The organism is Pseudomonas sp. PsB, assembly GCF_043658375.1.
In the GTDB taxonomy this organism is placed as follows: domain Bacteria; phylum Pseudomonadota; class Gammaproteobacteria; order Pseudomonadales; family Pseudomonadaceae; genus Aquipseudomonas; species Aquipseudomonas putida_Z.
Genome location: NZ_JBIGLU010000003.1, coordinates 114755 through 130573, shown reverse-complemented (window position 1 = coordinate 130573; position 15819 = coordinate 114755). Strand labels below are relative to the sequence as shown.

General features: G+C 61.5%; 16 protein-coding genes. 8 read left to right on the top strand and 8 right to left on the bottom strand.

From position 1 onward, the window contains the following. Positions 1 to 86 precede the first annotated feature (86 nt). The 4 genes from choX (at position 87) to ACGLHT_RS06880 (ending at position 3510) form a co-directional block, all read left to right on the top strand. Complete coding sequence (gene choX / locus ACGLHT_RS06895) at positions 87 to 1031, top strand: choline ABC transporter substrate-binding protein (protein WP_013970502.1); 945 nt, start codon at positions 87 to 89, stop codon at positions 1029 to 1031. Between the two features lie 123 nt (positions 1032 to 1154). Beyond that, positions 1155 to 2039: a 3-keto-5-aminohexanoate cleavage protein gene (locus tag ACGLHT_RS06890; protein WP_046614490.1), complete on the top strand. Its 885-nt coding sequence runs from the start codon at positions 1155 to 1157 to the stop codon at positions 2037 to 2039. Positions 2040 to 2057: 18 nt separating this feature from the next. Next, entirely contained in the window at positions 2058 to 3023 is a 966-nt protein-coding gene (locus ACGLHT_RS06885; RefSeq protein ID WP_274120052.1) for an L-carnitine dehydrogenase, read from the top strand. Positions 3024 to 3033: 10 nt separating this feature from the next. Beyond that, the gene (locus tag ACGLHT_RS06880; protein WP_137162796.1) at positions 3034 to 3510 is read left to right on the top strand and encodes a thioesterase family protein; all 477 of its coding nucleotides are present in this window, start codon (positions 3034 to 3036) and stop codon (positions 3508 to 3510) included. 240 nt (positions 3511 to 3750) lie between these two features. Here ACGLHT_RS06880 and ACGLHT_RS06875 read toward each other — a convergent pair whose 3' ends face one another. After that, on the bottom strand, positions 3751 to 5340 hold the full coding sequence (locus tag ACGLHT_RS06875) for a reprolysin-like metallopeptidase (RefSeq protein WP_137162795.1): 1590 nt from the start codon (positions 5338 to 5340) through the stop codon (positions 3751 to 3753). 347 nt (positions 5341 to 5687) lie between these two features. Between ACGLHT_RS06875 and ACGLHT_RS06870 the strand changes: the two genes are divergently transcribed. Beyond that, complete coding sequence (locus ACGLHT_RS06870; RefSeq protein WP_003257487.1) at positions 5688 to 5945, top strand: hypothetical protein; 258 nt, start codon at positions 5688 to 5690, stop codon at positions 5943 to 5945. A 119-nt stretch (positions 5946 to 6064) separates the two neighbouring features. Here the strand turns inward: ACGLHT_RS06870 and ACGLHT_RS06865 are convergent, their stop codons facing one another. Both ACGLHT_RS06865 and ACGLHT_RS06860 read right to left on the bottom strand, forming a co-directional pair. After that, a complete protein-coding gene (locus ACGLHT_RS06865; protein ID WP_015268639.1) occupies positions 6065 to 7171 on the bottom strand; it encodes a GlxA family transcriptional regulator in 1107 nt (368 codons plus the stop codon). A 456-nt stretch (positions 7172 to 7627) separates the two neighbouring features. Beyond that, positions 7628 to 9004 carry an L-serine ammonia-lyase gene (locus tag ACGLHT_RS06860; protein WP_023661916.1) on the bottom strand — a complete coding sequence of 459 codons (1377 nt, stop codon included), beginning with the start codon at positions 9002 to 9004 and terminating at the stop codon, positions 7628 to 7630. Positions 9005 to 9457: 453 nt separating this feature from the next. Here ACGLHT_RS06860 and ACGLHT_RS06855 point away from each other — a divergent pair, with 453 nt between their 5' ends. The 3 genes from ACGLHT_RS06855 to choV all read left to right on the top strand — a co-directional run bounded on the left by ACGLHT_RS06855 (position 9458) and on the right by choV (position 12510). Continuing rightward, positions 9458 to 10405 (top strand): choline ABC transporter substrate-binding protein, encoded by a 948-nt coding sequence (locus ACGLHT_RS06855; RefSeq protein ID WP_003257486.1) that lies wholly within the window; start codon positions 9458 to 9460, stop codon positions 10403 to 10405. Positions 10406 to 10486: 81 nt separating this feature from the next. Further along, positions 10487 to 11335 (top strand): choline ABC transporter permease subunit, encoded by an 849-nt coding sequence (gene choW, locus ACGLHT_RS06850; RefSeq protein WP_169774667.1) that lies wholly within the window; start codon positions 10487 to 10489, stop codon positions 11333 to 11335. Next, on the top strand, positions 11332 to 12510 hold the full coding sequence (choV, locus tag ACGLHT_RS06845) for a choline ABC transporter ATP-binding protein (RefSeq protein ID WP_025337373.1): 1179 nt from the start codon (positions 11332 to 11334) through the stop codon (positions 12508 to 12510). The genes choW and choV overlap by 4 nt, the downstream gene beginning before the upstream one ends. Before the next feature lie 120 nt (positions 12511 to 12630). On the opposite strand, the gene hisF is transcribed toward choV, so the two are convergent. Genes hisF through hisB form a run of 5 tightly spaced genes read right to left on the bottom strand, consistent with a single transcriptional unit; the run spans position 12631 to position 15670 of the window. After that, positions 12631 to 13401: an imidazole glycerol phosphate synthase subunit HisF gene (gene hisF, locus ACGLHT_RS06840; RefSeq protein WP_025337372.1), complete on the bottom strand. Its 771-nt coding sequence runs from the start codon at positions 13399 to 13401 to the stop codon at positions 12631 to 12633. A 10-nt stretch (positions 13402 to 13411) separates the two neighbouring features. Further along, on the bottom strand, positions 13412 to 14149 hold the full coding sequence (gene hisA, locus ACGLHT_RS06835; RefSeq protein ID WP_003257484.1) for a 1-(5-phosphoribosyl)-5-[(5-phosphoribosylamino)methylideneamino]imidazole-4-carboxamide isomerase: 738 nt from the start codon (positions 14147 to 14149) through the stop codon (positions 13412 to 13414). 27 nt (positions 14150 to 14176) lie between these two features. Further along, positions 14177 to 14437, bottom strand: coding sequence for a DUF2164 domain-containing protein (locus ACGLHT_RS06830; protein WP_274078857.1), 261 nt, complete (start codon positions 14435 to 14437; stop codon positions 14177 to 14179). Further along, positions 14438 to 15076, bottom strand: a complete 639-nt coding sequence (hisH, locus tag ACGLHT_RS06825) for an imidazole glycerol phosphate synthase subunit HisH (protein WP_025337371.1) — start codon at positions 15074 to 15076, stop codon at positions 14438 to 14440. After that, entirely contained in the window at positions 15077 to 15670 is a 594-nt protein-coding gene (gene hisB, locus ACGLHT_RS06820; protein ID WP_394518860.1) for an imidazoleglycerol-phosphate dehydratase HisB, read from the bottom strand. Positions 15671 to 15819: the final 149 nt, after the last annotated feature.

Here is a 15819-nt window from a genome sequence, read left to right as displayed (position 1 = left end):
TCCACCCTGACAGCAGCGTAGCTTCTTCATACGACCCAGAGAGGTCGAACCCCAATAACAATATGCACTGCCGATGGAGAGCCACCATGCACAGCTTGATCCGCCGCAGCCTGTTGACCCTTGCCCTGAGCAGCATCGCCACTTCCCCACTATTCGCCGCCGAGCCTGCGGCCTGCAAGAACGTCCGTCTGGGCGTGGTCAACTGGACCGACGTCATCGCCACCAGCGCCATGGCACAGGTGCTGCTCGATGGCCTTGGCTACCAGACCAAACAGACCAGCGCCTCGCAGCAGATCATCTTCGCCGGCATCCGCGACAAACGCCTGGACATGTTCCTGGGTTACTGGAACCCGATCATGACCCAGACCATCACCCCGTTCGTCGACGCCAAGCAGGTCAAGGTGCTCGACAAACCCAGCCTGGAAGACGCCCGCGCCACCCTGGCGGTGCCCAAGTACCTGGCCGACAAGGGCCTGAAGACCTTCGCCGACATCCACAAGTTCGAAAAGGAACTGGGCGGGAAAATCTACGGCATCGAACCGGGTTCCGGCGCCAACACCCAGATCAAGGCGATGATCGCCAAGAACCAGTTCGGCCTGGGCAAGTTCCAGCTGGTCGAGTCCAGCGAGGCCGGCATGCTCGCCGCCGTCGATCGCGCGGTGCGGCGCAACGAAGCCGTGGTGTTCTTTGGCTGGGCACCGCACCCGATGAACGTGAATATCGACATGGTCTACCTGGGCGACAGCCAGGACGCCCTGGGCCCTGACGAAGGCCGCGCGACAGTGTGGACGGTGACCGCGCCGGACTACGCCGAACGCTGCCCCAACGCCCACCGCCTGCTGGCCAACCTGAACTTCAGCGCCGAGGACGAGAGCCGCATGATGCAGCCGCTGCTCGACCACAAGGATGCGCTGGAGTCGGCCCGCCAGTGGCTCAAGGACCACCCCGAGGACAAGGCCCGCTGGCTGGAGGGTGTGACCACCTTCGATGGCAAACCGGCTGCCGACAACCTCAACCTCACTGCCAACTGACAGGCCTTTCGCAGCACAAGGCTGCTCCTACAGGTACAGCGCAAAGGTCAAGGTCTGCGCAGACCCTGTGGGAGCGGGCGTGCCCGCGAAAAGGCCACAACGGTTACCACAAGGAACCAAGCCATGAACCACGACGTCATCATCACCTGCGCCCTAACCGGCGCCGGCGACACCGCCTCGAAAAGCCACCTTGTTCCAGTCACCCCCAAGCAGATCGCCGAGTCTGCCGTAGAGGCCGCCAAAGCCGGCGCCACCGTGGTCCACTGCCACGTGCGCGACCCGCAAACCGGCCGTTTCAGCCGTGACGTGGCGCTGTATCGCGAAGTCATGGAACGCATCCGCGAAGCCGACGTGGACATCATCGTCAACCTTACCGCGGGCATGGGTGGCGACCTGGAAATCGGCCCGGGTGAAACACCACTGGAATTCGGCCCGGGTACCGACCTGATCGGCCCACTGGAGCGCCTGGCCCACGTCGAAGCGCTGCTGCCGGAAATCTGCACCCTCGACTGCGGCACCCTCAACTTCGGCGACGGTAACTCGATCTACGTCTCCACCCCGGCACAACTGCGCGCCGGCGCCAAGCGCATTACCGAGCTGGGGGTAAAAGCCGAGCTGGAAATCTTCGACACCGGCCACCTGTGGTTCGCCAAGCAGATGATGAAGGAAGGCCTGCTCGACGACCCACTGTTCCAGCTTTGTCTGGGCATCCCGTGGGGCGCGCCGGCCGATACCACCACCATGAAGGCGATGGTCGACAACCTGCCGGCCAACGTCACCTGGGCCGGGTTCGGCATCGGCCGCATGCAGATGCCGATGGCCGCACAGGCGGTGCTGCTGGGCGGCAACGTGCGGGTGGGCCTGGAGGACAACCTGTACCTGGACCGTGGCGTGCTGGCCAGCAACGGCCAGTTGGTCGAGCGCGCGGTAGAGATCATTTCGCGCCTTGGCGCCCGTGTGCTGACCCCGGCCGAAGGCCGGGAAAAGATGAACCTCAAACGCCGCTGACACTTTCAGGAGCCCAACATGACCTTCATCACCGAGATCAAGACCTTCGCCGCCCTGGGTAGTGGCGTGATCGGCAGCGGCTGGGTCGCGCGCGCCCTGGCCCACGGGCTGGACGTGGTCGCCTGGGACCCGGCGCCAGGCGCCGAGCAGGCCTTGCGCAAGCGCATCGCCAACGCCTGGCCGGCATTGGAAAAGCAAGGCCTGGCACCCGGCGCCTCACAAGAGCGCCTGAAGTTCGTCGCCACCATCGAGGAATGCGTCCGCGATGCCGATTTCATCCAGGAAAGCGCCCCTGAACGCCTGGACCTGAAACTCGACCTGCACGCAAAGATCAGCGCTGCCGCCAAACCCGACGCGATCATCGGTTCAAGCACCTCGGGCCTGCTGCCCAGCGAGTTCTACGAGTCGGCCACCCACCCCGAGCGCTGCGTGGTCGGCCACCCGTTCAACCCGGTGTACCTGCTGCCGCTGGTGGAAATCGTCGGCGGCAACCGCACCGCCCCCGAGGCCATCGAAGCTGCCAGGGCCATCTACACCAACCTGGGCATGCGCCCGCTGCACGTACGCAAGGAAGTGCCCGGGTTCATCGCCGACCGCCTGCTCGAAGCCCTGTGGCGCGAAGCCCTGCACCTGGTCAACGACGGCGTGGCCAGCACCGGCGAAATCGACGATGCCATCCGCTTCGGCGCCGGCCTGCGCTGGTCGTTCATGGGCACGTTCCTCACCTACACCCTGGCCGGTGGTGACGCAGGCATGCGTCACTTCATGGCTCAGTTCGGCCCGGCGCTGCAACTGCCGTGGACTTACCTGCCGGCACCAGAGCTGACCGACAAGCTGATCGACGATGTGGTCGAAGGGACCTCCGAGCAACTGGGCGACCGCAGCATCGCCGCCCTGGAGCGCTATCGTGATGACACCCTGTTGGCAGTGCTGGAAGCGGTGAAGACCAGCAAGGCCAAGCACGGTATGGCTTTCGGCGACTGAGGAGACCGCGATGCCCGCACTGATCACCTACCGCACCCCAGTCCAGGAGGACTGGGTCGACTATAACGGGCACCTGCGCGATGCCTTCTACCTGCTGATCTTCAGCTACGCCACCGACGCGCTGATGGAGCGCATCGGCCTGGATGCCGACAGCCGCGGCCAGAGCGGTAACTCGCTGTTCACCCTGGAGGCGCACATCAACTACCTGCACGAAGTGAAGCTGGGTAGCGAGGTGTGGGTGCAGACACAGATCATCGGCTTCGACCGCAAGCGCCTGCATGTCTACCACAGCCTGCACCGGGCAGGGTTCGACGAAGCACTGGCGGCCAGTGAGCAGATGCTGCTGCATGTGGACCTGGCGGGGCCGAAGTCGGCGCCGTTCAGTGAGCGTAGTGTCGGGTTGCTGCAAGGATTGGTGGGTGAGCAGCAGGATGTGCCTCCGACTGAGTTCGTCGGCCGGGTGATAGCCCTGCCTACGCCAAACTGAGCAGCAACACATAACCTGTGGGAGCGGGCGTGCCCGCGAATGCGATGGTGGATTCACCGCCGCATTCGCGGGCACGCCCGCTCCCACAGGTCGTGTATTCAGGCAAAAAATAACCCCGGAAAGCCGTGAGCATCCGGGGCCAAGAGCGAGCAACATCCACTGTGCACGAACGAGGGTGACCAAACCCTCCGTTGCTTTGAGGGCTCAGTGTGGCCAGCCCCCGAGCCTGATTACAATGCGCTATCTTGAGCTACTTATGCCATCGACCATATTGTTGATAGAGCCTCCGCCAGAAGACCACTCAATACCGACATCAACATCTGGATAATCGCCAAATTGGTAAACGGGCAAAATACCGCTGTACGTTTTACTTAAGAACGACTCATAAGCATGCTTGTCATGTGTAAATTTCACGCTGACGCCCGGGGCCATGCCGATAACCTTTGCAGAGCTCACAATAGTCCCCCATTCCTCCCCGCACTGCGCTCGCACATCAGTTGAAGAACCGATGCCCTGAACAAATTGACAAGATCGCCCGTTAAAATTACTGCCATCGTAAAGTATGAACTCAAGTACCGGTGGATAAAAACCTTCAACCGTTTCCCTGCGCTCATTGAACCGTCGGGCTACATCATGATGTTCTGCCGTTCCGACGGGGATACCTTCATACGTCACGCGCGGATTAGAATGGTAGGGTATGCGCGGGCATGCCGGGCTGCATGCGTACGACATCTGTGTACTGAAGCGAGGCGTTCCCGCCTGGTAGCGATAACCGAACATGTAGGGTGGATTGCGCTCGTTATCGCCCTCATGCCAATTGTGGTCTGCCCCAAGATTATGCCCTAACTCATGGCCCAGAGAGCCAAAACAAGCGATGCCGGAAAAAGCATTACTCTTATTGGAAGTGATGGAGGCCCAACCGCAGTATTCGGGATTGACGAGCAAAATAGATACCAAGTGAGCACGTAAGGCATCTCGCCGCTCACCCACTGCTTTGCCAAAAGGCTGATCGGTTTGGCGGAGGGCATACACCATTTCTTTGAATGTTTTTCCCTGCTCACTGATAGCGCCGTCGTAGTACCCGGCCAGTTCATAGGTGATATCCACTTTACTATTGATCATGTACTGATTGGCGCTCTGCAACGCATTGGCCAACGTGCCTTTATAATCAGCATACCTTGCCCGAGACTCTTCAGTGGTCACGAACATGACACGAATGATGCTTCGCTGTGATTTCGGTACATATCCAGACGTCGTGTCCGGTGCAGAAGTGCTATTTTCTAAAAGCGGCTCAGCTTCAGGCGGCAATTTTGACTCATTAACCTTCACCAGCACGTGCTGGCCTCGCCCGACAGGCTGCAACTCATAGCGCATACCATCAAAGTTGATACTGCCTATCAGGTTTCCTTCATGAAGCACCAACGATATCCAGTCTTTATCAAAATCACCTTCTGCCGTCGACGTGAACTTCTTCCGCCGATCAGTCGACACATCACCTACCCACCCCACCATACCCGGTGCCGGAGGGTCGGCCCGTCGCAGCTGGAATGTAACGCTGTCTTTTTCGTTCAGAGAGACGGTCAATGATTTCGTATCTGGCGAAACCAGCGAAGTGTCCACGGTAACCGGCCGAATGTCCTCGTTAGCCGGGTCGCTTACAAGTGCATTCAAATAGGGCGCCACCCCCACTGCTGCCTGGAGTTCCGTCAGGCTGTTGCTACCGCGAAACTCGAACAATTTCTTCGCCTGGACCGAGTGATGCGATGTACACGCCACCAGCAGCCCAAGGCTCGCAGAGGCGATTAGGCTCGTCATTTTCCTTATACGCATGGTGCTGCTCCATTAAGGTACTTACGCCTCAACTAAGCGCCCTACGCAGCAAGCTTCACAACTGGCAAAAATATCAGGTCAGGAAAAAAATAACCCCGGAAAGCCGTGAGCATCCGGGGCCAAGAGCGAGCAACATCCACTGTACACGAACGAGGGTGACCAAACCCTCCGTTGCGGCAGATGGCTTGAGTTTGCGCACTTCCCGAACACTGGATTTAGCCGTAAACGACCTGTTCTTAGCCAAAGCAGCCATGGCGCCATTCTGTTGTTGCGGGCATGTCGCCGGCGTCACAGAATCGGTCGTAAATCACAGCAGCACTCTCTTAGCGATAAAAGGGACAACAGCCATGATGCATGCGGATTTGATTGACCAGGACGATCTGGCAGGCCACCTGCGCGCGCGCGGGTTCGAGATTCCGGCCGGCGCTACTGCCGAGCAGGCGTGCGAAGCGGTGGTGCGTGGGTTGACCGAGCCCAATGCACGGGCGCTGAAGGGGATGGTGGAGCAGATGTATACCGGTAGTGCGACGATCCTGCCGGCGGTGCGCCAGGCCATCGACAAACAGCTGTTGCCGGCGTTGGCGCAGTTCAACAAGCGCGGCTGATTCGTTTTCCTGTACTGGCCTCTTCGCGGGTAAACCCGCTCCCACAGGTACTGCACTGAATTCAAAAGCAGTGCAGTACCTGTGGGAGCGGGTTTACCCGCGAAGAGGCCAGTGCTGTTTCAGAGCCTTACACTGGCAAAGGTCGACTCGTTGCGCGCCTGGCTCAGGGCCGCCATCGGCCCGCTGTGCGGCGACAGGGTCATGGCCTGCGGGATCGGCATCATCGCCACCTGCTGCGCGGTGTTGGAGCCCACGCGCTCGTCACGCGGCGGAATGCCGAAATACTCGCGGTAGCATTTGGAGAAGTGCGGGGTAGACACGAAGCCGCACACCGACGCCACTTCGATGATCGACATCGGCGTCTGCTTCAGCAGCTGCCGGGCGCGGATCAGGCGCAGCTTCAGGTAGTAACGCGACGGCGAACAGTGCAGGTACTTCTGGAACAGGCGCTCGAGCTGCCGGCGCGATACCGACACGTATACCGCCAGTTCGTCCAGGTCGATCGGCTCTTCGAGGTTGGCCTCCATCAGCGCAACGATTTCCTGCAGCTTCGGCTGGTTGGTGCCAAGCATGTGCTTGAGCGGCACGCGCTGGTGATCCTGCTCGTTGCGGATGCGCTCGTAGACGAACATTTCGGAGATCGCCGCCGACAGTTCACGGCCGTGGTCGCGGCTGATCAGGTGCAGCATCATGTCCAGCGGCGCAGTACCGCCGGAGCTGGTGAAGCGGTTACGGTCGAGGGTGAACAGGCGGGTGCTCATGTTGACGCGCGGGAAAGCCTCTTGCATCGCGGCCAGGCATTCCCAGTGCACACTGCAATCGAAACCATCCAGCAGCCCGGCACAGGCCAAGGCCCAGCTGCCGGTGCATACCGCGCCCAGGCGGCGCGACTGGCGGGCCTGGGTTTGCAACCAGGTGACATGCTCGCGGGTGACACTGCGCTGGATGCCCACGCCGCCGCAAACAATCACGGTATCGATGGGAGGCGCACTGTGCATCGCGGCGTCAGGGGTTATCTGCAAGCCATCGCTGGCCCACACCTGTCCACCATCGGCGGTGAGGGTGTGCCAGCGGTACAGCTCGCGGCCGGACAGCTGGTTGGCCATGCGCAGCGGCTCGACGGCCGACGCCAGGGAAATCAGGGTGAAATTGTCCAATAGGAGAAACCCGATGGACTGGGGGGCTGTGCGGTTCTGGGTTGGGTTCCCGGAGGTGTACGACGTCATCGCGATTTCTCCTCACACAAATGCAGGGGGTGCCTCAGGCGAGCACTGATTTCTTGTTATGTATGGCCCCGGTTTCATGTGTGGGGGCCTTGGTACCAATCTCTACGCAAACGCCGTGCCTGAAGTTGAACGGCCATCCAAAAAAACCTGAAAACGACGCCTTTGTTAGGCAAATCAGGTGCTTTGATCGAGTTGGTCAATCATCGTAGAACGGGCGTGCTAGGCGGTGTGCGTGGAATGGCTGAGCAATTTGGTGACACGCGCAGTGTAGGATGCCCAGAAACGACACTCTTGAGTGTCACCGACAATGCCCGCACTGATTACGACACCCGACGATTGGTATGCGTCGCACTGCACCATAAGGATGCATTGGGGGGCTGTGCTGCACCTGCGTCAAACTCAAGGGCCTCTTCACGGTTTCACCCGCGAAGAGGCCGTTGAGGTCCGGTCAAGCTATCAGCACTCGATCGCGCTGACCGCCAAACCACCGCGCGAAGTCTCTTTATACTTGTCGTGCATGTCGGCCCCGGTATCGCGCATGGTGCGGATCACCTGGTCGAGGGAAATGAAGTGCTCGCCGTCACCACGCAGGGCCATCTGCACAGCGTTGATGGCCTTGACCGCGGCAATCGCGTTGCGCTCGATGCACGGAACCTGCACCAACCCACCGACCGGGTCGCAGGTCAGGCCCAGGTTGTGCTCCAGGGCGATCTCGGCAGCGTTCTCCACCTGTGGCGGGGTCGCGCCCAGCACTTCGGCAAGCCCCGCCGCTGCCATGGCGCAAGCCGAACCGACTTCCCCTTGGCAACCCACTTCGGCACCAGAGATCGAGGCGTTCTTCTTGCACAGGATGCCCACCGCGGCAGCACCGAGGAAGAAGTCGACCACGCTGGACTCGTCCACCGCATCGCTGAAGCGCATGTAGTAGTGCAACACCGCCGGGATGATGCCCGCCGCACCGTTGGTCGGTGCGGTAACCATACGCCCGCCGGCAGCGTTTTCTTCATTGACCGCCAAGGCGAACAGGTTGACCCACTCCATGGCGCTCATGGTCGAGCCGATCACGTTGGGTTTGCCGATTTCCTGCAGGCTGCGGTGCAGCTTGGCGGCGCGGCGGCGCACGTTCAATCCGCCGGGCAGCGTGCCTTCGTACTTGAGGCCGTTGTTGACGCATTCCTGCATGACTTCCCAGAGCTTGTGCAGGCCGGCGCGGATCTCTTCCTCGCTGCGCCAGACCTTCTCGTTGGCCATCATCAATTGCGACACGCTGAGGTCGTTTTGCTTGCACAGGCGCAGCAGTTCGGCAGCGCTATTGAAATCGTAAGGCAGCACCGTCTGGTCAGCATCCAGCACGCCGCTGGCGGCCTGGGCGGCATCGACCACGAAGCCGCCACCCACCGAGTAGTAGGTGTCGCGGTGCAGCTCGCCCTGTTCGCCTTCGGCAACCAGGGTCATGGCGTTGGGGTGGTACGGCAAATTCTCGTCCAGCAACAGCATGTCGCGGGCCCAGACGAATTCGATGGGCAGGCGGCTGTCCAGCTGCAGGGTGTTGGTTTCGCGCAGGTCGGCTATACGCGGCACGATCTGGGTCGGGTCGATGGCGTCAGGCCATTCACCCATCAAGCCCATGATGGTGGCATTGTCGGTGCCGTGCCCCACACCTGTGGCCGACAGCGAGCCATACAGGCGCACTTCGATCCGCTTCACACGTTCCAGCTCGCCGCGTTCGCGCAGGCCCTGGACGAACAGGGCGCCAGCACGCATGGGGCCTACGGTGTGGGAGCTGGAGGGCCCGACACCGATCTTGAACAGGTCGAACACGCTGATGGCCATTGTCGAATCACCTCTTGCTGGGCTTGTCTCTGCGCGCCATGCGCAGGGCGGGGCAACTGCTAGGCTGAAGCAGCGGGCCGCCTTGAATGCACGCATCATCGGGCTTTTACCAACCCCCTCGCCGTCTGCAACCGACGTACTTTTGTCCAGCAGCGCCGCGCTGTTTTCAACCGGGGAGCTGCCCTTGCCACGCCGCTTTACGGCGGCCTGGTGACGTAAAAATGCGGCTGAGGGGGTGGAAAAATCCATAAACGACATCGCCCATACTGGATACGACCCGTTCCGTACTGGTTACGACCCCACCAGTAGGCGATTGCCCGGCGCTGGAGGATTATCGAAAGCGACTCGTAAAGCACGGCCACGCATCCTGCCCTCTGCAGGCCTGGTCGACCGGACCCTGAGAAAGCCCGGCGACCCACGCGAACCCGAAGACAAAATCACAGGAGTCCATCCATGAAAGGTTCACCCTCGCTGTTGCTGGTTGCGTTGCTGTCCGCGCCTTTGCTGGCCCAGGCCGCCGAACCCGAGCAATGCCAGACGGTACGGTTCTCGGATGTCGGCTGGACCGACATCACGGTCACTACCGCGACCACCAGCGTTGTGCTCGAAGCACTGGGTTACAAGACCCACACCACCATGATCTCGGTACCGGTGACCTACAAGTCGCTGGCCACCGGCAAGGACCTGGACGTGTTTCTCGGCAACTGGATGCCGACCATGGAGAACGACATCAAGCAGTATCGCGACGCCGGCACCGTGGAAACCGTGCGCGCCAACCTGGAAAACGCCAAGTACACCCTGGCCGTGCCCCAGGCGCTGTATGACAAGGGCCTGAAGGATTTCAGCGACATTCCCAAGTTCAAGCAGGAACTGGACGGCAAGATCTACGGCATCGAGCCCGGCAACGATGGCAACCGCACCATCCAGAGCATGATCGACAAGAACGCCTTCGGCCTGAAGGACGCCGGATTCAAGATCGTTCAGTCCAGCGAGGCCGGCATGCTGTCGCAGGTCGACCGCGCGCAGAAACGCGGCGAGGCCATCGTGTTCCTCGGCTGGGAACCGCACCCGATGAACACCCGCTTCAAGATGCAGTACCTGACCGGCGGAGACGAATTCTTCGGCCCCGACTTCGGCAAGGCGACCGTATTGACCAACACCCGCAAGGGCTATGTGCAGGAATGCAGCAACGTTGGCCAGCTGTTGAAGAACCTGTCGTTCGAGCTCAAGGATGAAAGCACCATGATGGGCTATGTCCTGGACGACAAGATGAAACCCGAGGCGGCTGCCAAGAAGTGGCTCAAGGACAACCCTGGCAAACTGGATGCCTGGCTGGCCGGCGTAACCACCGTGGATGGCAAACCCGGCCTTGAGGCGGCCAAGGCCAAGCTGACGCAATAACGAAATACGCAATAGCGCTACCTCGGGGCAGGACCGTGCCTGCCCCGGGTTGAGTTCAATCTATGCAGGTGGAAGCTCGCTATCATGCTTATCGATCAGAAAATACCCCTGGGCCAGTACATCGCGTCGTTCGTCGAGTGGCTGACCCAGAACGGCGCGAATTACTTCGACGCCATCGCGCAAGGCCTGGAGTTCATGATCCATGGCGTAACCAGTGCCCTGACTTTCTTCAATCCGTTCGTGCTCATCGCTCTGTTCGCCGCCCTGGCGCATTTCATCCAGCGCAAGTGGGCGCTGACCGCATTCGTCGCCCTGTCGTTCCTGCTGATCCTCAACCTGGGTTACTGGCAGGAAACCATGGAAACCCTGGCGCAGGTCACCTTCGCCACAGTGGTTTGCGTGGCCATCGGCGTGCCACTGGGCATCGTCGCCGCGCACAAACCAATGTTCTATACCGCCATGCGCCCGGTACTCGACCTGATGCAGACGGTACCTACCTTCGTCTACCTGATCCCCACCCTGACCCTGTTCGGCCTGGGTGTGGTGCCGGGGCTGATCTCGACGGTGGTGTTCGCCATCGCCGCGCCGATCCGTCTCACCTATCTGGGCATCTGCGACGTCCCGCAGGAGCTGATGGACGCCGGCAAGGCCTTTGGCTGCTCGCGGCGCCAGCTGCTCACCCGTATCGAACTGCCGCACGCGATGCCAAGCATCGCCGCCGGCGTTACCCAGTGCATCATGCTGTCGCTGTCGATGGTGGTGATCGCCGCCCTGGTCGGCGCTGACGGCCTGGGCAAACCTGTGGTCAACGCACTGAACACCGCCGATATTTCCCTGGGCTTCGAAGCGGGCCTGGCGATCGTGCTGCTGGCGATCATGCTCGACCGTATCTGCAAGCAACCGGACCTGCCGGTAAGGGGTGAAGCATGAGCATCATTCGTTTCGAAGACGTCGACGTCATCTTCTCCAACAAGCCGCGCGAAGCGCTGGCCCTGCTCGACCAGGGCCAGACCCGCGAGCAGATCCTCAAGCAGACCGGCCTGGTGGTGGGTGTCGAAAAAGCCAACCTGGATATCCAGAAGGGCGAGATCTGCGTGCTGATGGGCCTGTCCGGTTCTGGCAAGTCGAGCTTGCTGCGCTGCATCAACGGTCTGAACACCGTCAGCCGCGGCAAGCTGTTCGTCGAGCACGAAGGCAAGCACATCGACATTGCCCACTGCACCCCGGCCGAGCTGAAGATGATGCGCACCAAGCGCATTGCCATGGTGTTCCAGAAATTCGCCCTGATGCCCTGGCTGACGGTGCGCGAGAACATCAGCTTTGGCCTGGAAATGCAGGGCCGCCCCGAGAAGGAGCGGCGCAAGCTGGTCGACGAGAAGCTCGAGCTGGTGGGCCTGACCCAGTGGCGCAACAAGAAGCCGGACGAACTGTCTGGCGGCATGCAGCAGCGCGTGGGCCTGGCCCGGGCGCTGGCGATGGATGCCGACATCCTGCTGATGGACGAACCGTTCTCGGCACTGGACCCGCTGATCCGCCAGGGCCTGCAGGACGAGTTGCTTGGCCTGCAGGCCAAGCTGAGCAAGACCATCGTGTTCGTCAGCCACGACCTGGACGAGGCGCTGAAGCTGGGTAGCCGCATCGCGATCATGAAGGACGGGCGGATCATCCAGTACAGCAAGCCGGAAGAGATCGTGCTCAACCCGGCCGACGAGTATGTGCGCACCTTCGTCGCCCACACCAACCCGCTGAACGTGCTGTGCGGGCGCAGCCTGATGCGCAGCCTGGACAATTGCAAGCGGGTGAATGGTTCGGTGTGCCTGGACCCGGGTGGCGATTCGTGGCTGGACCTGGGCGAAGGCAACTCGATCAAGCGCGCACGCCAGGGGCAGAACGGGCTGGAGATGCAGAACTGGGCGCCGGGGCAGTCGGTGGAAGGGCTGGGTCGCAGGCCGACCCTGGTGCACGCGGATATCGGCATGCGTGATGCGCTGCAGATTCGTTACCAGACCGGGAACAAGCTGGTGCTGCAGGAAAATGACAAGGTGGTGGGGATTCTGGGCGACAGCGAGCTGTATCACGCGCTGCTCGGCAAGAATCACGGTTGATGCCATTGGGGCCGCTTTGCGGCCCTTTCGCGACACAAGGCCGCTCCTACAGGGGGACGCGTATCCCTGTAGGAGCGGCCTTGTGTCGCGAAAGGAGGGCAAAGCCCTCCCAACAATGGGTCAGCGAACGACGATCCCGCGCGAAGCCATGTAGGCCTTGGCTTCCGGCACCGTGTACTCACCAAAGTGGAAGATACTGGCCGCCAACACCGCACTGGCGTGCCCTTCCAGAATGCCGTCAGCCAGGTGCTGCAGGTTACCCACCCCGCCCGAGGCAATCACCGGAATACCCAGCGCATCACTGATCGCACGGGTAACACCCAGGTCGAAGCCGTTCTTCATGCCGTCCTGATCCATGCTGGTCAGCAGGATCTCGCCGGCTCCCAGGCCTTCCATCTTCTTCGCCCATTCAACGGCATCCAGCCCGGTAGGCTTGCGCCCGCCGTGGGTAAAAATCTCCCAGCGCGGCTGCTCACCCGGCCCGGAAACCTTCTTGGCGTCGATGGCGACAACGATGCACTGCGAACCGAAACGGTCCGCGGCCTCGCCGACAAACTCCGGGTTGAACACCGCGGCCGTGTTGATCGAGACCTTGTCGGCACCGGCATTGAGCAGGTTGCGGATGTCCTGCACGGTGCGCACGCCACCGCCCACGGTCAGCGGGATGAACACCTGGCTGGCCATGCGTTCGACGGTATGCAGGGTAGTGTCGCGGCCGTCGACGCTGGCAGTGATGTCGAGGAAGGTGATTTCGTCGGCACCTTGCTCGTCGTAGCGACGGGCGATTTCCACCGGGTCGCCGGCATCACGGATGTTCTCGAACTTGACGCCCTTGACCACCCGGCCGTTGTCCACGTCCAGGCAAGGGATGATGCGCTTGGCCAGTGCCATGGTTCAGTCCTCAGCCTTGGTAGTTGTCGCAGAAGGCCTGGGCCTCGGCGACATCGAGGGTGCCTTCGTAGATGGCACGGCCGGTGATGGCGCCGATGATGCCCGGGGCCTTGGCGTCCAGCAGGGCCTTGATGTCGCCCAGGTTGTGGATGCCACCCGAGGCGATCACCGGGATCGAGGTAGCTTCTGCCAGCGCCTTGGTGAACGGCACGTTGCAGCCTTGCATCATGCCGTCCTTGGCGATGTCGGTGTAGACGATCGCCGAGACGCCATCGGCCTCGAAACGCTTGGCCAGGTCGATGACCTGCACCGAGCTCACCTCAGCCCAGCCGTCGGTGGCGACGAAGCCATCCTTGGCGTCCAGGCCAACGATGACCTTGCCCGGGAAGGCCTTGCACGCTTCGGCGACGAACTCCGGCTGCTTGACCGCCTTGGTGCCGATGATCACGTAGCTGACGCCAGCCTTGACGTAGTGCTCGATGGTTTCCAGCGAGCGGATGCCACCGCCGATCTGGATCGGCAGGGTCGGGTAGCGCTTGGCAATGGCGGTGACCACTTCACCGTTGACCGGCTGGCCTTCGAAGGCGCCGTTGAGGTCGACCAGGTGCAGGCGGCGGCAGCCACCCTCGACCCACTTGGCGGCCATGCTCACCGGGTCGTCGGAAAATACCGTGGAGTCTTCCATGCGGCCTTGGCGCAGGCGCACGCAGGCACCGTCCTTCAGATCGATAGCGGGGATAATCAGCATCTTGGGAACCTGTCTGTTCTTGGGTTTTCAGGGCTTCTCGAGCGCCCACAGATCGCTTTCGATGCTCTCGAACCGCTCCTTGAGGTGCAGCTGAACATCGGCAATCGCCCTGTTGTAGTAAAGGGGTGCAATTTCTTTGCTGAACAGCTCGAGGACTTCGGCCACTTCGAACGACCCCAGCTCCAGCTCGAAACGGTCTTCGAGGAAGCGCTTGAGCGTGTGCAGCGCATCGCGCTCCTGCTCGGGGGCCAGGGTGATGACCGGGGCCTTGGTCTTCGACCTGCTCATTTACCAGCGCCCGTCCCAGGCGACGAAGTTCTGCAGCAGCTGCAGGCCATGGGTATGGCTCTTCTCCGGGTGGAACTGCACGGCAAAGCGCGAGCCATCGGCCAGCGCAGCGGCGAAATCGACACCGTAATGGCCGCGGCCGACCACCTGGGCCGGCTTGCCGGCATTGATGTAGTAGCTATGCACGAAGTAGAACCGCGCACGGTCGGGGATGTCGTGCCACAGCGGGTGGTCGTTGGTCTGGCCAACTTCGTTCCAGCCCATGTGCGGCACCTTCAGGTGCTCGCCGTCTTCCTGCAGGTCTTTGCCGAAGAAGCGCACCTGGCCGGGGAACATGCCGATGCAGTCGACACCGTCGTTTTCTTCGCTGTGGTCGAGCAGTGCCTGCATACCCACGCAAATGCCGAGGAACGGCCGGTCCTGGCTGACTTCGCGCACCAGGCTGTCGAAGCCCAGGCGGCGGATTTCGGCCATGCAGTCGCGAATCGCGCCCACGCCCGGGAATACCACGCGGTCGGCTTCGCGGATGACCGTGGCATCGCTGGTGACCAGCACCTTACCGGCCCCTACATGCTCGAGCGCCTTGGCCACCGAGTGCAAGTTGCCCATGCCATAGTCGATTACGGCTACCGTCTGCATTTACAGGCACCCTTTGGTGGATGGCATCTGCCCGGCCATGCGCTCGTCGAGGGTAATGGCCATGCGCAGGGCGCGGCCGAAAGCCTTGAACACGGTCTCGATCTGGTGGTGGGTGTTGTGGCCACGCAGGTTGTCGATGTGCAGGGTCACCAGGGCGTGGTTGACGAAGCCCTGGAAGAACTCCTGGAACAGGTCGACATCGAAGCCACCGACGCTGGCGCGGGTGTACGGCACGTGCATCTGCAGGCCCGGGCGACCGGAGAAGTCGATGACCACGCGCGACAGCGCTTCGTCCAGCGGCACATAGGCGTGGCCGTAGCGGAAGATGCCCTTTTTGTCACCGATGGCCTGGGCGAATGCCATGCCCAGAGTGATGCCGACGTCTTCGACGGTATGGTGATCGTCGATAAGCGTGTCACCCTTGCACTCGATATCCAGATCGATCAGCCCATGGCGGGCAATCTGGTCCAGCATGTGTTCAAGGAAAGGCACACCGATATCGAATCGGGCCTTGCCACTGCCATCGAGGTTGATCGAGCACTTGACCTGGGTTTCCAGGGTATTGCGCTCGACGGAAGCCTTACGTTCGACCATCACCAGCTCCGCAAAATCATTAGGCGAAAAGGGCTTCATTATAGGCCTAGAACGCGCCGGCTTGAAACGCGGATGACATATGGCAGAACGAGGAGTTACGCAGGCTGGATACCGTTACAGGTCTATACAACCGGGGGCCTGGGGCTGCT